We start from the raw sequence: 24,817 nt of genomic DNA, 5'->3' as shown, positions 1-24,817 counted from the left end.
GTCACTTGTCGATTTCCGGGCTCTGGCACGGCTCCTGCATGACCGTTTTGACCGATTCTCTGGTCGTTCTGAAACAAGGGGAATGTCGATGCATCCGAAAGTTGACCGCCGCCACTTTTTGAAAGGGGCGGCAGGAGCCGCGGTTGCCGCAGGCTACATGCAGATCAATCCGGATTATTTCATCTCCGCGGCTCACGCACAGGCCGGCAAGACCATGACCTTCCTGTCGGCCGAGAACATCACCGGCAATTGGGATCCGACCGCTCACACGACGCTGTCGCAGAAGAACATCGAGGGCTTCGTGATGGGCTTCCTCACCCGCACCCCGATGAGGCTCGATAACCCGAGCGAGGTTGTCTACGAGCTCGCCACCGACATCAAGTTGCTCGATCCCAATCGCCAAGCTGCGCCGGGGCGTGGTCTTCCACGATGGCAAGCCGTTCAAGGCGGACGACGTCAAGGCCACTTTGGAATATGGCTCCAAGCCGGATCGCCCGGCGCAATGGTATCCCGGCCCGAGCGAAACGCTGAAGATCGAGACGCCCGACGACTACACCGTCATCATCGACACCTCGAAGGGCGGCTATCCGGCGCACCTTTTCATGTTCCTCGCGGCCTTCCTGCCGATCATGTCGGCAAAGGATGTTGCCGGCGGGCCGGGCGGCGTGCTGTCGCAGCGGCTCAACGGCACCGGTCCCTTCAAGTTCGTCGAGCAGCGCGGCAACGATACCGTGATGAAGGCCTTCGATGGCTACTTCAAAGGCAAGCCTGCGATCACGGGCATCAATTTCACCTTCACCGGCGATTCAACGACGCGCATGCTGTCGCTGATGAACGGCCAGGCCTCGATCGTCGAGCGGCTGGAGCCCGAGCAGGTCGATACCGTCAAGGGCAATCCGAACATCCACATCAACCGGGTGGTATCGGTCGAGAACAAGTATCTCTGGTTCCGCTGCTCGAAGCCGCCGTTCAACGATCCGCGCATCCGTCTTGCCGCCTGTCATGCGATCAATCGCGATCTCATCCTCGAAGTGCTGGGCTCTGCAGGGCACGCGTCATCCAACTTCGTATCGCCTGTCAAGTTCGGCTACATCGATCTCGAGAACTATCCGAAGTTCGATCCGAAGAAGTGCCAGGCGCTGCTCGCCGAGGCCGGCTTTCCGAACGGCAAAGGATTGCCGCCACTCGAATACATCACGTCGGTCGGCTTCTATCCGAAGACCAAGGAGTATGGCGAGATCATCACCGCGATGCTCAACGAACAGGGCTTCAACGTCAGCCTGACCGTGCTTGAGCCTGCCGCCTGGAACGAGAGGCTGTACCATCGCCCTGGCGGCGGCCCCGGCCATATGGTCGACTGCGGCTGGTCGACCGGTTCGCCCGAGCCCGACTTGATCCTCCGCACCCATTTCCACTCGTCGTCGCATCGCATCTGCGGCATCGAGGATCCGGCAATCGATGCGAGCCTCGACAAGGAGCGCAGCGCGCCGACGCTCGAGGAGCGAAAGAAGATCCTGCAGACCGAAACGATGCCTTTGCTGGCCTCGAAGATGCCGGCGCTCGCGCTCTTCACGTCCGTGATGATCCACGCGATGCAGAAGGATTTCGAAGGCCTGTACATCTATCCGGATGGATCAATGGATGCCTCCAGGCCCGTCGCCTGACCACGAATGCTCGCTGCGTGCTGGGCCTGGCCGGCACGCGGTTCAGCATGCCCCTTCCGGAGCTCGCGAATGTTCGTCCTGAATTTCCTGCTGCGGCGTCTGGCTCAGGGCGTGCTCATTATATTCCTCGTGTCGCTGCTGATCTTCACGCTGCTCAGAATCGTGCCGGGCGATCCGGTGCGCCTGATGGCAGGCGGTATGGCACCGGAGGCCCTGATCGAGAAGATTGCGACTGACATGGGCTTGCGCGACCCGATCGTTGTCCAGTTCGGGCGGTACATGGGCGGCGTCGTGCGCGGCGATCTCGGCCAATCCTTCGTGCGGCCAGCCAATGGCGCCGCGACGGGCGGCGCGACCTTCAACGACACGACGCGCGGTGAACGGGCAAAGGTCCTGAGCCTGATCCTGGAAGCCTTGCCCATGACCCTTCAGCTCGCCGCGCTCACGCTGGTGATCGCGCTGGTTTTCTCGGGCGTCATTGGAGTTGCCGGTGGTCTGGCGATCGGGCGATGGCCGGACAAGCTCGCGTTCTACATTTCCTCGATCTTCATATCGCTGCCGAACTTTTGGCTCGGAATCGTCCTGGCACTGCTGTTCTCGGTCAAGCTCGGGTGGCTGCCGGCGATTGGCTACAAGGGGTTCGCCTATACGGTCCTCCCGGCCGTCGTGCTGGCCGTCGAACTGTCACCCGTTCTGATCCGGACGCTCGTCAGCTCCGTATCGGCGCAGATGACGGAGCCTTATGTGGCGGTGGGGCACGTACGCGGCCTCGGTCGCGGCCGCATCATTGCGAACCATGCGCTCCGCAATGCCTCCGTGCCGCTTCTCAACCTGCTCGGGATCCAGTTTTCGAGCCTGCTCGGTGGGGTGATCATCGTCGAGTACATCTTCGACTATCCTGGGCTCGGCCTCCTCACCATCAACGCGGTGCTGCAGCGCGACTTCCCGCTGATCCAGGGGATCGCCATTGTCACCAGTGCGATCTTCGTGCTGATCAATATCGTCGTCGATCTCGTCGCCACCACCATGGACCCGAGGCTGGAATATTGAGGCTGGAATATTGATGTCAGTCGCCACCGCCGCCGGCGCGCCGATTGCGCGCAAGCCGGTCCAACGCTCCATCGCCCGACGCATTTTCGACAAGGCGGCAGCCACGCCGGGATTCCGCGTCGGCCTCGGCATCTTCGTCGTGCTTGCGTTGGCAGCCGCGCTCTATCCGGAACTGAGCAGCCTCGATCCGACCAAGATGGATATCAAGGCCCGCCTGCTGCCGCCGCTGTTTCTCGGCGGCAACTGGAGCTGGGCCCATCCGCTCGGGACCGACCAGATCGGCCGCGACATGCTGGTGCGTTCGCTCGTCGGCCTGCGCTACTCGTTCCTGATCGGCGTCGCCTCCGTCATCGTCATGCTGGCGATCGGCTGCACGCTCGGCACGATTGCCGGCTATTTCGGCGGACGGACCGACGCGATCATCATGCGGCTGACCGACGCGCAGCTTTCGATCCCGATGATCATCCTTGCCATTTCCGTCCTCGGCGTCTCTCGCCCGACCATCCCGGCGATCATCCTGGTGCTCGGGATTTCCAACTGGCCGGTTTACGCACGCATCATGCGCAGCATCGTGATGACCGAGCGGCAGCGGGAGTATGTCCGCGCCGCGAAGATCGGCGGTTCGACCGACCTTCGGATCATCCTGAGCCTGCTGCTGCCATTGCTGCTGCCGCCCGTCCTGTTCACCTCCGTGCTCGACGTCGCGCGCATGATGATCTTCGAATCGACGCTCGGCTTTCTCGGGCTCGGGGTGCAGCCGCCGACGCCGACATTCGGCAACATCATTGCGGACGGGCGCAAATATCTGCTGAACGCGTGGTGGATCGCCACAATGCCGGGCCTGTTCCTCGGATTGACCCTCACCAGCATCAACCTGATCGGGGCGTCCCTCGAACGCGCGCGCAACACCGTTCACGGAGGAGCGGAAGGATGACGCGGCCGCTTCTCGCGCTCAGGAACGTGACGATTGCCGGCGGCCGCATCGAGGCGCCGAAGATCATCCTCGACAGCGTGTCGTTGAGCCTGGCGCCGCGCGAGATCGTTGGCGTCGTCGGCGCCAGCGGCTCCGGCAAGACCGTGCTTTCCAAAGCCGTGGTCAACTGGCTCGAGCCGCCGTTGACGAGACGATCCGGCGAGGTCCTGTTCGAGGGACGTGACATTTACGCGCTGCGCGGCGCGGACATGCGCGCGTTGCGCCAGCGGGTGTCCTATGTCGGCGCCAATCCGATGGGCGCACTCGATCCCACCCTGCCGGTCGGCGCCCAGATCGTCGAGAAGATGCGCGCGGTGGTGCCTGGCGTATCGCGTCGGGAGGCCGAAGGGCGCGTCGTCGAGCTGCTCGACGCCGTGCGGATTCCGTCTGCGCGAAATCGCTTTCACGATTATCCCTCGCAGTTTTCGGGCGGCATGATGCAGCGCGCGCTCATCGTGGACGCGTTGGTGACAAATCCTGCGCTGTTGGTCGCCGATAACGTTACGCAGCCGCTCGATGTCACCGTCGCAGCCCAGGTGATTCGGCTGATGAAGGAATTGACGACGACGTTCAATACCGCCGTCCTGTTCATCTCGTCGTCGCTTCCGGTGACGCGCGAGGCTTGCTCGCGCATCCTGGTCATGGATGCAGGTCGTATCGTCGAGGAGCAGTCCACCGAAGATCTGATCGACCGACCGGTCTATCCCTATACCCGCGAGCTGGTCCGGCAGACGCCGAGAATATGGGGTGAGCCCGCATCGACGCCGCACTCCGACGGGCAGCGCGAAGTGGTCCTCAGCCTCCGCGACGCCTCACAGATCTACAAGGTCAGGAAGAAGACCGGCTTCGGCGGGGTCAATCTCGTGCGCGCGGTGCGCAATGTCACCTTTGACATCCGTCGCGGCGACAGCTTCGCCATCGTCGGTGAGTCCGGCTGCGGAAAATCGACCCTGATGCGGCTTCTCAGCAGGCTCGAACTGCCGAGCTCCGGGCAGATTCTCTGTGCGGACAAGGATATCGCGACGCTGAAGGGCAGGGCTTTACTCGAATTTCGTGGCAAGCTGCAGATGGTGCTGCAGGACCCGTTCGGTTCGCTGCCGCCGCGGACCGCGATCGGAACCATGCTGGAGGATCCGCTGCGGACGCACGGGTGGCGCGACAAAGCCCGGATTCGCGAGCGCGTGCTGAAGGTGATGGGAGAGGTAGGGCTGCCGGCCGAACTCTACGAGGAGCTCCCGCTGGGCTTGAGCGCGGGACAGCGGCAACGCGTCAACGTTGCCCGTGCGCTGGTTCTTGAGCCGGAAATCCTGATCATGGACGAGACGCTATCGGCGCTTGACCAGGCCGAGCAGTTCAAGCTGCTTGACCTGTTCCAGAAGCTTCAGAAGGATTATGATCTCACCTACATCTTCATCTCGCACGACCTTGCGATGGTGAGGAAAGCTTGCAACCGCGTGGCCGTGATGTATCTCGGCGAGGTCTTCGAGCTCGCCGACAATGAGCGTCTGTTCTTCGATCCGGCACACCCCTATACAAAGGCGCTTCTGAGCGCCATGCCGACACTTGAGCAGCGTCGCTATCGGCCGGAGGATTGCCTGCTGGAGGGTGAGCCGCCGAGCCCGCTCGACATTCCCATCGGCTGCAGCTTCAGGTCGCGTTGCCCCCAGGCCATGAACAAATGCGGTCGTCTTCAGCCCAGCCTGACGGTGCGGGAGCGGCAGGATTTCGCTGCCTGCCATCTGGTGGTGCCGCCGACAGCTTCCGCCAGCCTCGACGTGCGCGCCACGATGCCATGAGATGGGGCGTCAATATGGACCATGAAGCGGTCGACAGTGCCGTGGCAACCGGGAAACGGCCATGAGCTTTACAGAGCATCGTCTGGAACTGATCCGCGATCTGCTGCGTCAGCAGCAGCGGGTCCATGTCAAGGATCTGGTCGATCAGTTCAACGTCAGCCAGGAATCGATCCGGCGCGACCTCAGGGAGCTCGAGACGCAGGGGTTCGCGCGCCGTGTCTATGGTGGTGCCGTGCTGGATCGGCAGGAGAGCGACCAGCCCTTTGCCGAACGCTTGCGGGTCGGCGCAAGGGAGAAGGCGCGGATCGGCGAGGCCGCGGCGGCTCTGGTCAAGGACGGCATGAAGATCTTCGTCGACGAAGGAACCACGGCGCTGGCATGCCTGAAGCATCTCGAAATCCGCAAGGATCTGACGATCGTGAGCAACTCGCTCGCGGTCGCGGCCCACTTCTATTATTCGTCGCCGCCCAGCGTTCGCGTGCTCGGAGGACGGTTGCGGCCGGACTACCAGGCCACTTTCGGGCCGGAGACGGTGGCCGCGATGAAGGAGCATTTCTTCGATCTCGCGATCATCGCGATCAGCGCCGTGCATGCCGAACGCGGCTTCATGGACTACGGGGAGGACGAGGCGATCATCCGCCGCGTGGCGCGGGCCCAGGCCAAGCGTTCGGTCATCGTCGCCGACGGCTCCAAATTCGGTCGCCTCGGTTCAATCCACACGTTCGGTCTGCACGACGTCGATGGGGTGATCACAGGATGCACCCTGACCAAGGATTTTTCCGAGCAGTTCCTCAAATCCAACGTGGAAATCATCTATGTCTGAAATCGCCTGCAGTCGCGCTCCCATCGATCCTTCGCGCCTTCAGGCGATGATGGATGAACTGTCGACATTCGGTGGCGGGCCGGACGGATCCATGACGCGGCTGGCGCTGTCGAAGGAAGATGGAGCGGCACGCGATTGGCTCGGTCGATGGTTCGCCCGAAATAGCTTTGCGCAGGCCGTGGACGCGATCGGCAATCAGTTCGGGAGCCTGTCGATGGCGGGCGCCAACGCGCCGGTCGTCATGGTCGGATCGCATATCGACAGCCAGCCGAATGGCGGCCGCTTCGATGGGGCCCTCGGTGTCGTCGCGGCTTGCGAGGCGGTGCTCGCCGTGTCGGAAAGGTTCAAGGCGGAGAACAAGCTGCCGCTCTGCAATTTCCAGGTGGTGAATTGGACCAATGAGGAGGGCGCGCGTTTCCAGCCGAGCCTGTTGGGCAGCAGCGTATTCGCCGGGGCAACCGAGCTCGAATGGGCGCTCGACCGCAAGGATGGCGATGGAGTGACCGTGCGCCAATCCCTCGCCGAGATCGGCTATGCCGGAAAGGACAAGGTGGCAATCCCCAGCGCACTGATCGAGCTTCATATCGAGGGCGACAAGGCGTTGTTCGAGGCCGGCGAGACGTTCGGAATTTTTACCCGCTTCTGGGGCGCAACCAAGTATCGTCTGGCATTCCTTGGCCGGCAGGCGCATACGGGCGCGACGCCGATGGCAGAGCGAAAGGACGCGGTGCTCGGGGCGGCCTATCTCATTGCCGATCTGAAGCAGATCGCCGGCGAGCACGGCCTCGACCTGCACACCTCCGTCGGCCGTCTGGAGGTGTTTCCGAATTCGCCCAATACGGTCCCGTCCGAAGCCGTTCTCTTCATCGAGTTACGGTCGGGCTCGCCCGACGTTCTCGCCGAAGCCGAACGCAAGATGAAGCTCCGGGTCGAGGCAGCGGCGGAGAAGGCCGGCGTGACCTACCAGGTTAGGGCGGTCGACCGCCGCAAGGCGGGTCGGTTTGCCGAAGGGCTGATCGCGCTCGCCGAGCGAACTGCCGCCACCCATGGTGAAACGGCGCGCCATCTGGACACGATCGGCGGGCACGATGCCGTGGCGATGTCCGGTGTCTGTCCTTCGGTCGTTCTGGCGGTGCGCTCGCGCGACGGCGTCATTCATCACCCGACCGAGTTCACGAGCGCCCCCGATCAGGCCCTCGGAACGCAGGTCCTGGCGGACATGCTGTACGCGATCGCCAGCGAAGGCCTGCAAGCGGTCGATCCAAGCGGGACGGCAGCATGAAGACGCTCGGCAATCCGGCGACGGCCCTCGAGCAGCGCGCCGAACGCGCGATCAGGAGCTTGCCGGTCATCGATGCCGCGCGAGCGGCCTATGCAGCCTCCACGTTTCCGGTGGCCTCGCCGTCCTACCATGCCGTCGAGTCGACCTCGTTCAACGTCGCCCCCGAGGGCAATGATGCAACGCTCTTCCTTCGGCTCGCAAATGACGAGGTTGCCGAACTGGTCGACGACGAGGTGGCGTTTTCGGCGGCGTGCAGCCTTCATGGGCTTCATCTGTCGCCGCAGCCGATCGCGCGTGCGCCTGCCGAAAGGGCCGCGCTGTTCGCGCGGCTCGGCAATGGCTGGCGCACGGCGAAAATCGACGACTTGATGCAGGACGGCGCGATGGTCCGGCTCATCGACATGCAGAAGTCGATCGCCGCGGGCGAGCCATTCGGTCGGTCCTGGTCGGTTTTCGACGGGATCGATGAGCTTTGTCCGCTGGTCGCAGGGGCAGGAGCCGTGCTCCCGGGCGATGCGGGCTGGATGCTGGCATGGATGACGGCGATCCGCGAGGCGATCTCCGCGGCCGGGGTCGAACGGAAACCTGCGCACGGCGATCCGCATTCCTCAAACGTGATGCTCGGCCCGGACAACGCGATGATGCTGGTGGATTTCGACATGGCCGGCGACATCGATCCCTACTACCAACTGGGTGTTCAGATGAACGAGCTGTTCCAGTTCGAGAGCCAGATGAAGCCGCTGCTGGAGATGCATGATGGTCGATTCAGCGAGCAGGCCTTCAGTCGATGCAGGCTGTATGCCGCAGCCGACGATCTGTATTGGGCGTTGCGCAGCCTGCTTCAGCACGCACGATCGCCGCTTCGCGGCGTGGAGTTCCTGAAATACGCGGAATGGCGGTTCCTGCGCTGCCGGATGCTGCTCGGACATCCGGGCTTCGAGCAGCGGTTGCGAACTCTCTAGGGCGAAGCGAGACGAGAGGCATGATTGAAGTCGGTAGCGGCAGGTCGGATACGGAGCGGTCTCTCGAGGCCGCGATCGTTCAGGTCGAGGCCTGGAAAGGGCGCCGCTTGTCTTATCAGCCGGTGTCCGGTGGCATCAGCAACACCAATTTCCGTGTGACGGTCGAGCAGGATCCCGTCGGATATTTCGTGAAGATTCCGGGCCGCGGCACCGAGATGTTCATCGATCGTAATGCGGCGCGGGCCGCCAGCAGGCAGGCCGAGGTGATCGGTGTCGGGCCTCGCACTTTCGACTTCCTCGACCATCTCGACATCGAGGTCTCCGAATTTCTCGCTGACCGGCGGGCGTCGACCCATCGCGACTTCGTCGATCCGGCCTTTCGTGCCAACGTGGTGCAGATCTATCGCCGCCTCCACGCGGCTTCGCCACTGCCGCTGACCAAGACCGTGTTCGACATGATCGAGGAGCACTACGAGCAGGTGAGGCAACTCGGCGGACATTGGCCCGAGGATCATGCCTGGCTCTACCGCCAATATCAACAGGCGCGTGCAGCGCTCGAGGCCGCCGGGCTCGACCTCGTTCCCTGCTTCAACGATCCGATGCCTGGAAACTTCCTGGTCGGCGAGGACGGTTCGATCAAGCTGATCGACTTCGAATATGCATCCAACAACGAGCGGCTCTACGACCTCGCGATCTGGAGCGGCGAGCACTTCTTCCCGGAAGATGTCGAGCAGGAGATCATCGAGGCGTATTTCGGCCGATACGACAAGCGATGGCACGCGCGCTTCATTGTCCACAAGGCACTCGCCGACATCAAGTGGAGCACCTGGGCGATGGTGCAGAACCGGCTCTCGACGTTGGACTTCGACTTCTACAAATACGGCATATGGAAACACATGCGGGCGCGCTCCATCATCCACGATCCGCGATGGCCGCTGTTCCTGAAAGCGCTGTAATGGCTCAACAGGCCGTCACGGCAGACGATGCCGACGTCTACCTGTCATTCGCTGCCGAGCTCGCAGATTCGGTCAGGCCCATCGTGCTGTCCTATTTCCGCACGCCGCTGGACGTCGTCGCCAAGTCCGATACCAGCCCGGTGACGATTGCTGATAGATTGGTCGAGTTGCGCCTCAGGGAACGAATCCAGGCACGCTTTCCGGAGCATGGCATCATCGGTGAGGAGATCGGACGCAAGCCCGGCGGTGCGTTCACCTGGATCGTCGACCCGATCGACGGCACCAAGAGCTTTATCAGCGGCTTTCCCTTGTTCGGCACGCTGATCGCGCTGACCTATCAGGAGCAACCGTTCTGCGGCCTGATCGACGTTCCCTTTACAGGCGAACGGTGGGCGGCAAAGCCTGGTCTCGCGCTGTTCGGCAGTGGATCGGCGCGGACCAGCGCCTGCGAGCGTGTCGTGGACGCGCGCTTTTACACGACATCGCCCGACATGTTCCGCAACAGCGAGATGGTGGCATTCGAGCGGCTTTCGCGAGCCGCCAGACTGCGCCGTTTTGGCGGAGACTGTTACATCTATGGTCTGCTTGCGTCGGGACACTGCGACATCGTTCTCGAAACGGGGCTTCAGCCATATGACTACATGGCCCTGGTTCCGATCGTGCAGGGCGCGGGCGGCTGCATCACCGATTGGGACGGATGTCCGCTTTCAATTCGCTCGGAAGGACGCGTCTTGGCGACGGCAACGCCGCGACTTCATGCCGAAGCGCTGGCCTTGATCAACGGGTAGCCACCGATCATGCCGTACAAGACAACCATCGAAGGAACCGTCTTCGGCTTTGCCGACCTCAAGGATCTGATGGCCAAGGCGACGCCCGAGCGGTCGGGCGATCAGCTTGCCGGCATCGCCGCGGACGGTCCGGTCGAACGGCTCGCGGCCCAGATGGCGCTCGCCGATTTGCCGCTCAAGACCTTCCTGGCCGAGGAGCTGATTCCGGCCGACACCGACGACGTCTCGCGCCTGATCATGGATCGCCATGACCCGATCGCCTTTGCGATCGTTTCATCGCTCACTGTCGGTGAATTTCGCGAATGGCTGCTCAAGCCGGAGACAGGCCAGAGGCAGCTTGAAGCGGTGGCGCCCGGCCTGACGCCCGAGATGGTGGCTGCGGTCTCGAAGATCATGCGGTTGCAGGATCTGATCTCGGTGGCGTCCAAGCGGGAAGTGGTTACGACATTCCGCTCGACGATCGGGCTCAAGGGACGGCTTTCGACGCGCAATCAGCCGAACCACCCGACCGATGATTCCTATGGCATTGCCGCTTCGGCCATCGACGGATTGCTGATGGGATCAGGCGATGCGGTGATCGGGGTCAATCCGGCGACGGATACGGTGGATGACTATGTCCGTATCGTCTCTCTGCTGGACGATTTGCGTAGTCGCCTGTCGATTCCGACGCAAACCTGCTGCCTGGGGCACGTGACGACGGCCCTGAAAGCCGTCATGGCCGATGCGCCTGTCGATCTTGTGTTCCAGTCGATCGCTGGATCGCAGAAGGCCAATGAGGGATTCGGCGTCAGCCTCGCTTTGCTGAAGGAGGCCCATGAAGCCGTGCGCGGCCTCCACCGGGGTCCGGCCGATGCCAATCTGATGTATTTTGAGACCGGGCAGGGCGCAGCGCTCTCGGCGGAAGCAAATTTCGGCGTCGATCAGCAGACGATGGAAGTCCGGGCCTATGCTGTCGCGCGCGAGTTCAGCCCGCTGCTCATCAACACCGTGGTCGGATTCATCGGACCGGAATATCTGTTCAACGGCAAGCAGATCATTCGCGCAGGCCTCGAGGATCACTTCTGCGGCAAGCTGCTCGGCCTGCCAATGGGTGTGGACGTCTGCTACACCAATCATGCCGATGCAGACCAGGAAGATATGGATGCGCTGCTGACGCTGCTCTGCGCGGCCAACGTCAATTTCGTCATCACTGTGCCCGGCTCAGATGACGTGATGCTGAATTACCAGTCGCTCGCACACCACGACGCTGTCTATTGCCGTGAAACGCTGAAGCGGCCGCCCGCGCCGGAGTTCGAGCGATGGCTCGTGGAGATCGGGTTGACCGATCGGGCTGGCCGTCTTCTGGAGGAGGTGCCGCGACTCGCGAACTACATGGCGAACGCACGGCTACCTGGTGCCTGACATGAAGGATGAACGCGAAGGAACAGCCGCGGCGTCATTCGATCTTCGCCAGATGACCGACGCGCGGGTGCGTCTCGGCCGGTTCGGCGCGGGGGTGCCGACGCGGGCAGCGCAGTCGTTCCTGCTCGATCACGCGCGAGCGCGGCAGGCAGTCTGGTCCGAGGTCAATTGGGCTTCGTTGCGGGCTGCGTTGGGCGAGTTGAAGCTCGGCATCGTCGAGGTCGAAAGCCAGGCCATCGACCGCGCCACCTATGTCCGTCGTCCAGATCTCGGCCGGAAACTCTCGACGGAGGCGGCGAAGCGCCTTGCCGGCATGAGGTCAGGCGCCGACATCGTGATCATCGTGGCGGACGGATTGTCGGCCAACGCCATCGACGCCAACGCCGTGCCCCTGGTCCGCGCCATCGTCGAACGTCTTTTGGCACGACGGCTTTCAATTGCACCTCTGGTGTTGACATCGCAGGCGCGCGTGGCGCTTGGCGATCCCATCGCGGAAACGCTTCGTGCGCAGATCTGCATCATGGTGATCGGAGAGCGTCCCGGCCTCTCGGCGGCCGACAGCGCCGGGGTCTATGTCACCTATTCGCCGCAGTCGGGTACGCCCGATTCGCGGAGGAATTGCATCTCGAACATCCGTGCCGGTGGGCTCGGAATCGACAACGCGGCGGACGGTGTGGCGTCGTTAGTGGCGGATATGCTCAAAACGGGCATTAGCGGAGTTGGATTGAAGAATGCCCTAGAGACTTATTGCCGAGAAGCGGTCGCGGACGTTGCAGGGGGCGCGCGCCTTCCGCATCGTGCACTATAGGTGTATTCGCCGCATGCTGGTTCGTGTGGGGAAGGGCGGTCACCCTTCCCTACCGCGCATGTCTTGGCAGCAGGGGTATCCGGTCGCTTGCCTTTCATCCCATCGTTGGCATCACGTACTCCGCGCCGGTGCGAATACCCGTCGGCCACCGCGTCGTAATTGTCTTCAATCTGGTATAAAATCGGACGCCTTCCGGTCCGTGCATATGGTGATCGCCAAACAAGGAGGCTTTCCAGCCGCCGAAGGAATGGAAAGCCATCGGAACGGGAATCGGCACATTGATGCCCACCATGCCAACCTGGATCTCGCGAACTCGCGGGCCGCATCGCCGTCGCGCGTAAAGATCGCGGTGCCATTGCCGAACTGGTGCGCGTTGATCAGGGCGGCGGCCTCGTCATAAGACGAGGCGCGTACGACCGCGAGGACCGGTCCGAAGATCTCTTCCCGGTAGATCGTCATGTCGGGTGTGACGCGATCGAACAGTGTGCCGCCTGTGAAGTAGCCATTCTCGTAACCTTGGCGCCGAAATTCACGACCGTCCACCAGCAGCGTCGCACCTTCGGCGACGCCGGCATCAATGTATCCTCGCACCTTGTCGCGATGTTGCTGGCTGACAAGCGGGCCCATCTCGCTCTTCGGGTCCATGCCTGGACCAATGTTCGATGCATGAATCCGAGGTACCAGCTTTTCGATCAAGGTCCTTGCCGTCGTCTCACCGACAGGGACCGCTACCGAAATCGCCATACAGCGTTCGCCGGCCGAGCCATAGGCCGCACCCATGAGCGCGTCTACAGCCTGGTCCATGTCTGCATCCGGCATGATGATCATATGATTCTTTGCGCCGCCCAGGGCCTGGCAGCGCTTTCCGTGCCGAGTTGCGGTCTCGTAGATCGATCGTGCGACGGGTGTCGAGCCAACGAAGCTGACCGCTGCGACATCAGGATGCGTCAACAGCGCGTCGACCGCTTGCTTGTCGCCGTGAATGAGGTTGAACACGCCGTCCGGCAGCCCGGCCTCTTGCAACCATCGCGCCAGCAGGATGGATGCGGAGGGAACCTTCTCGGAGGGTTTCAAGATGAATGTGTTGCCGCAGGCCAGTGCCACCGGAAACATCCACATCGGAACCATCGCCGGAAAATTGAATGGTGTGATGCCCGCGACGACTCCGAGCGGCTGGCGCAACGAATGGCTATCCACACGCGTACCGACGTTCTCGGTGATTTCGCCTTTCAGAAGCTGCGGCGCGCCGGTGGCAAACTCCACGACCTCCGCTCCACGTTGCACTTCCCCCTTTGCGTCGGAAAAAACCTTGCCGTGCTCCGACGTGATCACGGCCGCGAGCTCATCGAGTCGGTCCTCGAGGATACGGAGGAAACGATTGAGGATGCGCGCACGCCGCAGCGGCGGGGACTTGGCCCAGTCGGGAAAGGCGGTCCGTGCGGACGCAACGGCTGAAGAGACCTCGTCGGCGCTGGACAGCGGCACGGTCCCTGATTGCTCGCCTGTCGCAGGATTGTATATCGGTGCGGCACGGCCGTGCAAAGACCCGACCGGGGCGCCATTGATGAAATGCGGAACGGAATGGGTCATTTGCGGAGTCTCCTCGATGAAACGAATGGCAGCTAAGCGATGCGGGATCGATGCGCGTCGTCCAGCACCATGCCGGCGCCCCTGCGCGCGATCATTGCGGTTGGAGTATTGGTATTTCCCGATGTGATGGTCGGCATGATCGAGGCGTCGATGACCCGGAGCCCGTCGATGCCTCGCATGCGAAGGCGTGCGTCAAGCGGTGACAGCGGATCCGCCTCGGGCCCCATCTTGATGGTGCCGACCGGATGGAAGATGGTGGTCCCGATATTGCCGGCAGCGTGTGCGAGTGACGCGTCGTCGTCGACGACGTGCGGACCGGGCAAAAATTCCTCGGGCGCGTAGGGAGCGACCGCCGGCTGTCGCATCAGCGTGCGGGTGACCCGAATGGCATCCGCCGCGACGAGCCGGTCCTCGGGCGTGGCAAGATAGTTTGGCGCGATGCGTGGCGGGGCATTGGGGCTGCTGGACTCGATCCGGACCGTGCCCCCGTGATGTCGGCCGAAGATTGCAGGCGGCGACCGTGATCGCAGGAAAGCGGTGCAGTGGTTCGCCGAACTTGTCGAGCGAGAGAGGCTGGATATGAAACTGGATATTGGCTCTCTCATGCGTGGGGCTCGATCGGGTGAAGATGCCGAGCTGTGAAGGCGCCATGGTGAGCGGGCCGCGCCGGCGAAAGATGTAGTCGAGTCCCATGAGGGCGCGGCGGCTAAGCGAATGGTACGTTTCGTTTAACGTGCGAATGCCGCTGACCTTGTAGATCGCGCGCTGCTGAAGATGATCCTGCAGGTTTCGTCCGATGCCCTGACTATCAAGTGCAATGTCGACACCCAACGGGCGAAGCCAGTCCGCTGGCCCCACGCCGGAGCGATGCAAGATCTGCACGGAGCCGATCGCGCCGGCACACAGGATGACTTCCCGCTTGGCATCGACCTCGACGGATTGACCGTCTCGGACCAGATGCAGGCCGGTCACACGGCGGTTTTCGAAGCGGAGCCGGTCCACACAAACATTGGTCTGGAGGCGGAGGTTTGGGCGGCTCAAGGCCGGCTTCAGAAAACCTCGCGCCGAAGACCACCGTCGGCCGCGCTTCTGGTTGACGTGGAAGTAGCCTACACCTTCGTTGTCTCCGGTGTTGAAATCCAGACTGCGCGGAATGCCCATCTCCTGAGCGGCCGTTGCCACGGCATCGAGAACCGGCCATGACACGCGTGGAGGCTCGATCCGCCAACCGCCGCCCGCGCCATGGAGGTCGCTCGCGCCCATGAAGTGGTCTTCGAGATTGCGAAATTCCGACAGGACATCATCCCAGCCCCAGCCCGTCAGTCCGATCTGGCGCCATCCGTCATAGTCCGCGGCCTGACCTCGCATCGAGATCATCGCATTGATCGCGGACGAGCCGCCGATCACCTTGCCGCGGGGATAGGCCAGCTCGCGTCCGTTCAATCCCGGCTCAGAGTCAGTCTTGAACATCCAGTCGGCGCGCGGATTTCCGATGGCAAACAGATAGCCGACCGGAATGTGAAACCAGATCCAGTTGTCCCTCCCACCGGCTTCGAGCAGAAGGACGCCGTTGCGCGGGTCTTCGGAAAGCCGGCTCGCGACGATGCAGCCTGCGGTGCCTGCACCGACAACCACATAGTCAAAATCCCCCTCGATCGGCATCAGGTTTCTCTCCGCGCAGTGTTGCCGCTGGATGGCATGGCGGATTTATGCTCTCAATGCCCGAAACTGCGACGTCTATTTGCAAAAATGCGAGAAGCTCGAATGGATTGGGATGATCTGCGAATCTTTCTCCAGGTAACGCGCAGCGGCCGGATGTCCGAGGCCGCGAAACTGCTCGGCATCGACGATTCAACGGTCGGACGTCGTGTCCTCCGGCTCGAGCGGTCGGTCGGGATGCCGCTGGTCGAGAGGGCGGGGCGGCGGACGGCGGTGACCGAGCATGGCCGCCGGCTCGCTGAAATCACGGAGGAACTGGAATCGATCATCTTGCGCGACATCGCCGGACTGGCCGATGCGCAGTCGCTGGTGAATGGACGCGTCCGGATCGGTGCTCCGGAAGGCCTTGGGGCCGGATATCTCGGCAGGAAGCTCTTCCTGCTGTCCGCCGCGCATCCCGAGCTCGAAATCGAACTGGTCGCCTTGCCGCGGACCTATTCGTTGGCGGCGCGCGAGGTCGATATTTCGATCACGCTCGACCGGCCGGTGACGGGGCAGGTCACGGCGCAGAAGCTGACTGACTACACGCTCGATCTCTATGGTTCGGATATCTACTTCCAGCGGATGGGTCGTCCGAGGTCGCTGCAGGATCTCAGGAAACACGTCTTCGTCGGGTACATCCCCGAGCTTCTCTTCACCCAGCAGTTGAACTTCCTTGACTTGGGTGACGGTGTGGAAGTCGTTCCGACGATCCGCACCAGCAGCGTGATCGCGCAGGTCGACGCGGTGGTCAGCGGCGCGGCGATCGGCGTTCTGCCGCGTTATATTGCACGCGAGCGACCGGGGTTGAAGCTTCTGCTCGGAGACAAGTTCCAGGCAACGCGCAGCTACTGGATGTCTGTCCACGACGATACCCGTCAACTTCGCCGCGTCCGCGTGGTGCTCGAGGCGGTTGCGGCAGCGGTCCGCGCAGATCGCAGGTCCTTCTTGCGCTGAATTGGACGCCCCCGCATTTCGCGCGGAAACTCGCGTTCGTTTATGGCCGAAGTTTTTACGGTTGCTGCATTGCAACGAGTCCCGACCTCTGACATACTTTGTATGCGGCTCGCATGGTCGAGGTCGCCCTGAACGCGAACAGTGTGGTTCTCGGCCTCTGTAGAAGGGGGCGGGGACCATTTCTTTTTGGGTGAACGCTGATGGATTCAGAGACTTGGCGCGTCGGTATCTTGTTTTCCGAGACCGGAGTGACCGGAGCGATCGAGCGCACGCAGCGAGCGGCTACGCTTCTCGCGATCGAAGAAATCAACGCGGCTGGCGGCGTATGCGGACGTCCCATTGAGCCCGTAGCCTACGATCCGGCCTCCACGCCATCTCGATATCGCGAGCTGACGGTGAAGCTCCTGGATGAGGACCGTGTGCGCGTGATCTTCGGCGGGCATATGTCGAGTACCCGCAAGGCGATGTTGCCGGTCGTCGAGGCGCGAGGCGCGTTGATGTTCTATCCGACGCTCTACGAGGGCTTCGAGTATTCGCGCCACTGCATCTTTACCGGTGCAGCTCCAAATCAGAACTCAGTTCAGCTGGTCGACTATCTCACGAAGAACTACGGAGGCCGCGTGTTTCTGGTGGGATCTAACTATGTCTATCCCTATGAGTCGAACAGGATCATTGCGGATCTCTTCGCGGGGGCCGGTGGTCATGCTGTCGACGAAATGTATGTGCCGCTCAGCTTGACCGATGGCCACATCGCAAAGATCCTCGACAGGGTCCGCACGATGAAGCCCGATGTTATTTACTCTACGATTGTCGGCGCAGGCATCGTGCCATTCTATACTGCCTTCAAAGACGCCGGGTTTGACGGCCGCCAGCTTCCGATCGCCAGTCAATCGACCAGCGAAGCTGATGTCGTTCTGATGCGGCCCGATGTTGCTGAAGGCCATGTCACAGCCGCGCCATTCTTTCAGACCATCGATACGCCGGCCGCCAGCGCGTTCGTTGATGCCTACCATAAGCGGGTAGGGAAGGACTGGCCGATGACGGCGCCCGCCGAAGCTGCTTACTTCTCGGTTCACCTCTTCGCGGCAGCACTGGAGCGGAGCCGCAGCGACCATCTCGAAGAGCTGCTGCGGTCGCTCTGGGAAGTGGAGTATGACGCGCCGCAGGGACCGGTCCGGATCGATGCCAACACCAACCACACGCATCTGTGGCCGCGCGTTGCGCGCGTTGATGCCACTGGAAATTACCGCGTCGTGCATGATGCCGGAGTGAGGGTGCCACCCGACCCGTTCATGCTGGAGGTCCGCTTCAAGCATGAACCGGGAAGTGCATGGGCATTGTCCTACTGAGCGAGGCCAAATCCATGTCCGTCGCTCTTCTCAAGGATCTTCGTGACCTCGACGTTGCCGTGATCCACCCATTCGACGCCGACGGCGAACGGCTTGTCGAGCATCTGCGCCGTATCGGTTGCATGGCGAACCTGCTGTGGCCGGTACCTTCGTCCGTGCCCAAGGAATGCGACGTGGTCTTTCTCTCGATGGAAGACGAGGCTCGCGAGGAGATCGGGCAACTGCTGAAGTCGATGCCGAATCCGCCGCCGACCATCCTTGCCATTGTGAGCTATGAGAATCCGTCGATGCTGCAGATGGTGCTTGAGAGCGGCGCATTGTCGGTGATCGAGCGTCCGATCAAGCCGTTTGGGGTGCTCACGAATCTTGCGATCGCCCGCAATCTCTGGCTGCAACGGCAACGTCTCTTGAAAGAGGCGCGCAAGTACAAGAGGAAGGTTCTGGGCGATCAGAAAATTGCGCGCGCAAAGGCGATCCTGATGGCGGCGAACAATTTGAACGAGCAGGACGCCTACGCAAAGCTGCGCCAAGAGGCGATGGCGCAGCGTCTTCCGATCGACGAGATTGCAAATTCAGTCATCAATTCCGAAATCCTCTTGCGTTAGATAAAAAACGATGCTTGTATTTTCCGACATCTGAAACAGATGTTCCTGGCGCATCCCCTCAACCATTGAGGCCATGTTCTAGGTGTGTGGCGTGTAGCACACGCGACACTGCGGCGATGGAGCCCGCTCAATCCTCTGAACAGAGGAGAGTGCGGGTTTTTTGTTGCCTGCTGACAAGGCCGTCAGCCCATTCATTTCGGGATGATCGTCAAGTCGACATGTTGTTCGACCGATGGCGCTCGCCTTGAGCTCGGCAGGTGTTGGCTTGAATTTGCCGGCGCCGGACGAAGGGAGATGGATGTTTTTCCGCTTTCATCGACTTTTGGAAACAGGGGAAGTTCTATGAACGTAAGTCGTCGTCACCTTCTGAAAGCAGCCACGCTGGGTTCAGCCAGCCTCGCCGCACCACACATTGTGAGCCGTGCTTTTGCGGCCGAGCCGATCAAGGTCGGCGCGCTCTACTCGCAGACGGGAAATCTGGCAGTGGCGGAGAAGCTGCTCGCCAATGGCGTGTCGATGGCCGTCGCCGAAATCAATGCCACGGGCGGCATCCTGGGCCGTCCCGTCGAGGTCGTCGTTGAGGATGGGGCGTCCGATCCGAAGACATTCTCGGAGAAGGCCTCCAAGCTGATCGTCAAGGACAAGATCATGACCGTCTTTGGCTGCCACACCTCCGCGAGCCGCAAGGCTGTACTGCCGATCTTCGAGAAGCGCGGTGCGATGCTGTTCTATCAAACCCACTACGAAGGGTTCGAGTGCTCGCGCAACGTGATTTACTCCGGCGCCGTGCCGAACCATCAGCTCGCGAACTATATTCCCTGGATCGTGAAGACTCTCGGAAAGAAGAAGTTCTTCATCGTTGGTTCGAACTACATTTACCCACGCGAGATGGCGAAAGTTTCCAAGAAGCTGATCGAGGCCGCTGGCGCCCAATGGGTGGCCGACGAGTATCTCGAGCTCGGCCATTCCGAGTGGGCGGTCATGGTGAAGAAGATCAAGGAGTCGGGCGCCGATGTCGTCTTGTCCAATGTCGTCGGTGACTCCATCATCGCATTCTATCGAGAGTTCAAGAACCAGGGCATCTCGCAGGCCGACATCCCGATTTGCGCAACTGTGACGTCGGAAATCGAGATCGCCGCCATGGGCGCGGATTACGCGGCCGGTAGCTATACCTCGTTCCCATATTTCATGTCGCTCGACATGCCAGGGAACAAGAGCTTCATCGAGCGCTTCCGTAAATTCGTCAACGATCCTAAGCAGGTCACTTATCATTCGCTGGAGGCCGCCTATTTCCAGGTCTTCCTGTGGAAGCAGGCGGTGGAGAAGAGCAAGGATCTCGGCGCAGAGGGGATCCGGACCGGCATCGCAGGTCAGAGCTACGAGGCGCCCGGCGGTAAGGTGACGATCGACGCCGACAATCTGCATTGCTGGCTGACGCCGCGCATCGGTCAGTGGCAGGCGGACGGCCAGAGCAAGGTGGTCGATGCCTATCCGCACCCGATCAAGCCGCTTCCGTATTTCGCCTATGGCGAAACCGAATCCAACCTCTTCTGCACCTCGAAGGGCCTCGATACGGCGAAGCTGAAGATCTGAGCTCATCACTCAGCCCGTGAGACGATCTTCGCCTCACGGGCTATGACAGCGACAGGCGCTGGATTTGCGGTACGCTTCATGATTGACGTTCTTTTCATCGGCCTCAGCTTGAGCTCGATTCTGCTGCTGGTCGCACTCGGCCTTGCGATCACCTACGGTGCCATGGGCGTCATCAACATGGCGCATGGCGAGATCGTGATGGCAGGGGCCTACGTGGCGGTGCTCTCGGGGATATGGCTGAAGACGAGCTTCTATGTGGCCTTACCACTGGCCTTTCTCGCCGCTGCAGCCCTTGGCTGGATCATCGAACGTCTGGTGGTGAGCCGTCTCTACGGGCGGCTTCTCGACACCCTGCTCGCGACGTGGGGAGTCTCCATGCTGATTCAGCAGGCGATCCGGCTCGAGTTCGGCTTGACATTCCTGGGAATCCACATCGCTGGCCTGGGAACTGGCCTGCAGAATGTCGCCGTGCCTGCCGAACTTCAGGGGGTGGTCAACATCGCCGGCGTCGAACTCAATGCCTACCGTGGCTTCATCGTGCTCGTGACCGTGGTGCTCACCGCGCTGACCTGGTTCATCATGTACTGGACGTCGCTCGGAATGAAGGTCCGCGCGATCATTCGCAACCCGAAAATGGCGGCCGCTTGCGGTATCGACGTCAGGAAGGTCAATGCGCTCACCTTCGCTTATGGCTCGGGACTAGCCGGTGTTGCCGGCGTCATGATGTCAGGCTTCAAGGGGGTCTCGCCTGATCTCGGTTCGAGCATGGTGGTCGACGGCTTCATGGTTGTAGTCACCGGCGGCCTCGGTAGCCTGATCGGTACCATCATGGCATCCGGACTTCTGGGAGAAACCAATGCGCTCGTCGCAGTCGCGACCAACGACATCCTGGCGCGCGCCGTGATCTTCGCGGCCGTGATTCTCGTCATCGTCTTGAAGCCCGAAGGGCTGTTCTCGTTCAAACGTCGCTGAGCTCCATGACTCTCGATCGCAGGCTGACACTTTGCGCTTACGCGCTGTTCATCGTCGCAATCTTTGCGGTGCCGCTGTTCGTCGACGAATTTGGGCTGAACCGGATCGCCAAGTTTCTCGTCTATGGCATGCTCGGCATCGCGATCGCGCTGTCCTGGGGCTACGCGGGTATCCTCAATCTCGGGCAGGGGCTTTTCTTCGGGCTCGGCGCCTACATGCTCGCCATGTCGCTGAAACTGGCGAGCCCAACCAGCCTGCAACAGGGTGCGGACAAGCCGGTGCCGGACTTCATGCTCTGGAATGCCGAGCCGGGTGCGCCGACCGACCTGTGTTGCATCAACAAGGCATCATTTCTCTGGCTGCCGTTCCAGCACCAGAGCGTCGGTCTCGTCATGGGAATTGCGCTGCCGGTGATCGTGGCGGCTTTGCTGGGCATCATTGTATTTCGCAAGCGGATCGAAGGGCCGTTTGTCTCGATCATCACGCTGGCCCTGGTGCTGCTCGTTCGCCTCGTGCTGGTCGATGCGCAGCCGGTCACGGGTGGATTCAACGGGCTGACGGACCTCGCCTCGCTCGAGATCTTCGGCTTCGAGTTCGATCCTTACAGCAAGGGCACGTACTGGCTGGCCGCGGGTATCTTGACCCTGACCCTGGTGGCGACGCGCCTGATCGTCGAGACCCGGGCCGGTCTGGTGTTGCAGGCGGCACGGGACGACCAGCGGCGCGTTCGCTATCTCGGTTTCGACGTCTCGCTCTACCAGACGTTCTTCTTTTGCGTGGCGGCGGCGATCTCGGGCGTGGCGGGCATGCTCTATGTGATCGTCGCGCAGTTTGCCTCGCCGACCTTCATGGATCTTGCCTTCTCCGTGACGATGGTGGTCTGGGCGGCCGTCGGCGGCCGCGCTTCCATCCTGGGCGCGTGCGTTGGAGCGATTCTGATCAACATGATGGAGGCCGGCATCAGCGAAACGGAGGCGCTGGTCGGAGCCTGGAAAGCGATCATAGGACTGGTCTTCGTGCTGACCGTCCTGTTCCTTCCTCGGGGCCTCGCTGGGCTCTTGCATGACCAGATCGGGCGGTTTGCTTCGGTCGGGCGTGACAAGCCGCGTGTTGCTCATGTCCCGATGTCCAGCGCGGCCGTCACCGAAACCAAGGAGGCTTGAGAATGTCGGCGGTCGCGATCACGATCGACGGGCTCGGCGTGAACTTCGGCGGCTTCAAGGCAGTCGACAACGTCTCGCTCACCGTCGATGACGGAGAACCGCAGAGATCATCAACGGCATGAAAGGGCAGCACACGATGCTCGTGGTCGAGCACGATATGGGCTTCGTGCGCGAGATTGCGCAGCGGATCACGGTTCTCCATCTCGGCCGCGTCCTGGCCGAGGGCGGGATCTCGGAGAATCGAGGCGAACCCGAAGGTCCGCGCAGCCTATCTCGGGTCAAAGGGGTTGTCGTGACGCTCCAGCTCTCCAGTATCGACAGCTTTTACGGCCGCAGCCACGTCCTTCACGGTTTGTCGCTCACAGTTCCGGCAGGGCAGGTGACGAGCGTCGTGGGCCGGAACGGGACCGGCAAGACGACACTCCTGAAAACGATCATGGCGCTCACGGATCACGCCGACGGGCGCATCGTCCTCAATGGCGAGGATCTGTCGGCCAAGCCGACGCATTTGAGGGCTGCCGCCGGGATCGCATACGTGCCGCAGGGGCGCGAGATCATCGCCGACTTCACGATCCGGGAAAACATCCTGATGGGCTGCTTTGCCCGCCGCGATGGCAAGCGCGTTTTGCCGGATTTCATCGGAGAGCTGTTTCCTTACCTCACCGAGAATCTCGATCGGCCAGGCGGCTTGCTGTCCGGCGGACAGCAGCAGCAGCTCGCGATCGCACGCGCGCTCGCGGCCGACCCGAAGGTGTTGCTGCTCGACGAGCCGAATGAGGGCATCCAGCCGTCGATCGTCGAGGATATCGAGCGCATCATTGTTCGGCTCAATCGCGAGATGGGGCTGACCGTCGTCCTCGTCGAGCAGAACATCGAATTCGTTCGCTTCGCGTCCCACGGTTTCGCGATGCTCGAGAAGGGGCAGATCGTTGCGTCTGGCCCGATCTCCACTCTCACCGACACGCTCGTTCACGAGCACATGGCCGTCTGACGGCGCCTTCCGGAGTACATCAATGACGACATCCACGAGCTACCGCGCCGCAACGGTTCAATTCGAGCCGACCATGTACGAGAAGGAGCGCAATCTCGCGCGTCTGATCAAGCTCTGCACCGAGGCCGCAGCCGAGGGCGCGCGCCTGATCGTCACTCCCGAGATGGGGACGACGGGGTACTGCTGGTATGATCGCGACGAGGTCAAGCCGTTCGTCGAGACCGTTCCGGGCCCGTCGACGGACCGCTTCCAGCGGATTTGCGAGCAGCATAATTGCTACATCGTGCTCGGGATGCCCGAGGTCGATCCTGCGACCGAGCTCTACTACAATACAGCCGTCCTCATCGGACCGAACGGGATCGTCGGTCGGCATCGCAAATCGCATCCCTATATCGCCGAGCCCAAATGGGCGGCGAACGGCGACGTCGCGCATCAGGTCTTCAAGACCGAACTCGGTCGGATCGGAATGCTGGTCTGCATGGACCTGCACTTTTTCGAAACCGCACGCATCGAGGCGGTCGCGGGCGCCGACGTGATCTGCCACATCTCGAACTGGCTGCAGGAGCGCACGCCTGCGCCTTACTGGATCAACCGGGCATTCGAGAATTCCTGCTACGTGATCGAGGCGAACCGTTGGGGATTGGAGCGCACCGTGCAGTTCTCGGGCGGCAGCTGCATCATCGAGCCGGACGGCCGCGTGGCGGCGTCGATCGATGCCGGGGACGGCATCGCTTATGCAGAAATCGATCTGAGCAGGTCACGCAAACGCGAGGTGCTCGGCGAGAAAGTGTTTGAGAAACGGCGCCCGGAACTCTACCCCGAACTGATGACCAACAGTTTCACCTGGAATCCGGGCGACTTTTTCAAGCTCTACGGCTACCAGCCGATTCCGAAGGGGAAGCTGTCGCAGCTGGCGGTCGTGCAATTTTCGCCAGCCGACGATGTCGCTGCAAATCTGGCGACCATCGAGCATCGCGCCCGCGAGCTTGTCGGGACTGCCAAGCCCGACATGGTCGTCTTTCCCGAGCTGTCATTGACCGGCTTGACCGATCCGGCAGCGCACGCCGAGGAACTGGAGGGGCCCGCCGTCAAGGCGTTGACCAGGCTCGCCATGAAGCTGCGGACGTATAGCCAAGCCGTCCGTCGCTGCGCTCTCCTTTCTCCGCACCCAGCGTCTCCGTCATCTCGGCTTCGAGAATCTCCTGCACCGCACCCTGGATCAGCGGCTTCAGGAACTCCTTGTCCGACCTCAACAACTCTTTGACTGCAGAGACGTCCGTCCTAATCTTCGTCACGGTCATGGCGGGGTCCAAGCTCCTCTATGAGCGGTGATCTTCGCAATCACCGGACTTACCATGACCGCTTCAGCCTCTCAGCTTTTGCAGAACCTTCCGCA

17 protein-coding genes and 6 pseudogenes are annotated in these 24,817 nt (G+C 61.8%); 20 read left to right on the top strand and 3 right to left on the bottom strand.

Annotation, left to right across the window (positions count from 1 at the left end):
- Positions 1-88: 88 nt before the first annotated feature.
- The 11 genes and pseudogenes from CWO89_RS03295 to eutC all read left to right on the top strand — a co-directional run bounded on the left by CWO89_RS03295 (position 89) and on the right by eutC (position 12,503).
- Positions 89-1,664, top strand: a pseudogene (locus CWO89_RS03295) (ABC transporter substrate-binding protein).
- Between the two features lie 69 nt (positions 1,665-1,733).
- Entirely contained in the window at positions 1,734-2,714 is a 981-nt protein-coding gene (locus tag CWO89_RS03290) for an ABC transporter permease (RefSeq protein WP_130577238.1), read from the top strand.
- A gap of 13 nt (positions 2,715-2,727) precedes the next feature.
- Positions 2,728-3,648, top strand: a complete 921-nt coding sequence (locus CWO89_RS03285) for an ABC transporter permease (protein WP_130577237.1) — start codon at positions 2,728-2,730, stop codon at positions 3,646-3,648.
- On the top strand, positions 3,645-5,483 hold the full coding sequence (locus CWO89_RS03280) for an ABC transporter ATP-binding protein (protein ID WP_130577236.1): 1,839 nt from the start codon (positions 3,645-3,647) through the stop codon (positions 5,481-5,483). Before CWO89_RS03285 ends, CWO89_RS03280 begins: the two co-directional genes overlap by 4 nt.
- Before the next feature lie 61 nt (positions 5,484-5,544).
- The gene (locus CWO89_RS03275) at positions 5,545-6,306 is read left to right on the top strand and encodes a DeoR/GlpR family DNA-binding transcription regulator (protein ID WP_130577235.1); all 762 of its coding nucleotides are present in this window, start codon (positions 5,545-5,547) and stop codon (positions 6,304-6,306) included.
- Positions 6,299-7,588, top strand: a complete 1,290-nt coding sequence (locus CWO89_RS03270) for a Zn-dependent hydrolase (RefSeq protein WP_130577234.1) — start codon at positions 6,299-6,301, stop codon at positions 7,586-7,588. Before CWO89_RS03275 ends, CWO89_RS03270 begins: the two co-directional genes overlap by 8 nt.
- A complete protein-coding gene (locus CWO89_RS03265; RefSeq protein ID WP_130577233.1) occupies positions 7,585-8,550 on the top strand; it encodes a phosphotransferase in 966 nt (321 codons plus the stop codon). The genes CWO89_RS03270 and CWO89_RS03265 overlap by 4 nt, the downstream gene beginning before the upstream one ends.
- Positions 8,551-8,570: 20 nt before the next feature.
- Positions 8,571-9,506: a choline/ethanolamine kinase family protein gene (locus tag CWO89_RS03260; protein ID WP_130577232.1), complete on the top strand. Its 936-nt coding sequence runs from the start codon at positions 8,571-8,573 to the stop codon at positions 9,504-9,506.
- Positions 9,506-10,294, top strand: a complete 789-nt coding sequence (hisN, locus tag CWO89_RS03255; protein WP_130577231.1) for a histidinol-phosphatase — start codon at positions 9,506-9,508, stop codon at positions 10,292-10,294. The genes CWO89_RS03260 and hisN overlap by 1 nt, the downstream gene beginning before the upstream one ends.
- 9 nt (positions 10,295-10,303) lie before the next feature.
- On the top strand, positions 10,304-11,695 hold the full coding sequence (locus CWO89_RS03250) for an ethanolamine ammonia-lyase subunit EutB (RefSeq protein ID WP_130577230.1): 1,392 nt from the start codon (positions 10,304-10,306) through the stop codon (positions 11,693-11,695).
- Position 11,696: 1 nt separating this feature from the next.
- Entirely contained in the window at positions 11,697-12,503 is an 807-nt protein-coding gene (eutC, locus tag CWO89_RS03245; protein ID WP_130577229.1) for an ethanolamine ammonia-lyase subunit EutC, read from the top strand.
- A gap of 94 nt (positions 12,504-12,597) precedes the next feature.
- On the opposite strand, the pseudogene CWO89_RS03240 reads toward eutC, so the two are convergent.
- Together CWO89_RS03240 and CWO89_RS03235 are read right to left on the bottom strand one after the other, a co-directional pair.
- Positions 12,598-14,093: pseudogene (locus tag CWO89_RS03240) on the bottom strand (CoA-acylating methylmalonate-semialdehyde dehydrogenase).
- A 32-nt stretch (positions 14,094-14,125) separates the two neighbouring features.
- Positions 14,126-15,755, bottom strand: a pseudogene (locus tag CWO89_RS03235) (GMC family oxidoreductase).
- A 36-nt stretch (positions 15,756-15,791) separates the two neighbouring features.
- Here CWO89_RS03235 and CWO89_RS03230 point away from each other — a divergent pair.
- The 9 genes and pseudogenes from CWO89_RS03230 to CWO89_RS03185 form a co-directional block, all read left to right on the top strand.
- Complete coding sequence (locus CWO89_RS03230; protein ID WP_130577228.1) at positions 15,792-16,748, top strand: LysR family transcriptional regulator; 957 nt, start codon at positions 15,792-15,794, stop codon at positions 16,746-16,748.
- Between the two features lie 197 nt (positions 16,749-16,945).
- Positions 16,946-18,097, top strand: coding sequence for a transporter substrate-binding domain-containing protein (locus tag CWO89_RS03225; protein WP_130577227.1), 1,152 nt, complete (start codon positions 16,946-16,948; stop codon positions 18,095-18,097).
- 14 nt (positions 18,098-18,111) lie between these two features.
- Positions 18,112-18,702 (top strand): ANTAR domain-containing response regulator, encoded by a 591-nt coding sequence (locus CWO89_RS03220; protein WP_028161838.1) that lies wholly within the window; start codon positions 18,112-18,114, stop codon positions 18,700-18,702.
- A gap of 342 nt (positions 18,703-19,044) precedes the next feature.
- Entirely contained in the window at positions 19,045-20,295 is a 1,251-nt protein-coding gene (locus CWO89_RS03215; protein WP_130577226.1) for a transporter substrate-binding domain-containing protein, read from the top strand.
- 78 nt (positions 20,296-20,373) lie between these two features.
- Positions 20,374-21,267, top strand: coding sequence for an urea ABC transporter permease subunit UrtB (gene urtB, locus CWO89_RS03210; RefSeq protein WP_130577225.1), 894 nt, complete (start codon positions 20,374-20,376; stop codon positions 21,265-21,267).
- Positions 21,268-21,272: 5 nt separating this feature from the next.
- A complete protein-coding gene (urtC, locus tag CWO89_RS03205) occupies positions 21,273-22,430 on the top strand; it encodes an urea ABC transporter permease subunit UrtC (RefSeq protein ID WP_130577224.1) in 1,158 nt (385 codons plus the stop codon).
- A 91-nt stretch (positions 22,431-22,521) separates the two neighbouring features.
- A pseudogene (locus CWO89_RS49385) lies at positions 22,522-22,726 on the top strand (ABC transporter ATP-binding protein C-terminal domain-containing protein); the annotation flags it as partial.
- Entirely contained in the window at positions 22,723-23,421 is a 699-nt protein-coding gene (urtE, locus tag CWO89_RS03190; RefSeq protein ID WP_130577223.1) for an urea ABC transporter ATP-binding subunit UrtE, read from the top strand. The pseudogene CWO89_RS49385 and the gene urtE, both read left to right, overlap by 4 nt.
- Positions 23,422-23,443: 22 nt before the next feature.
- Positions 23,444-24,550: pseudogene (locus tag CWO89_RS03185) on the top strand (nitrilase-related carbon-nitrogen hydrolase); the annotation flags it as partial.
- Here the strand turns inward: CWO89_RS03185 and CWO89_RS47545 are convergent.
- Positions 24,543-24,722: pseudogene (locus tag CWO89_RS47545) on the bottom strand (transposase); the annotation flags it as partial. The pseudogenes CWO89_RS03185 and CWO89_RS47545 sit on opposite strands and share 8 nt — an antisense overlap.
- Positions 24,723-24,817 lie beyond the last annotated feature (95 nt).

This window comes from Bradyrhizobium sp. Leo170, from assembly GCF_004296405.1.
GTDB lineage: Bacteria > Pseudomonadota > Alphaproteobacteria > Rhizobiales > Xanthobacteraceae > Bradyrhizobium.
The sequence above is the reverse complement of the archived record's forward strand: the minus strand, read 5'-3'. Positions and strand labels throughout refer to the sequence as shown.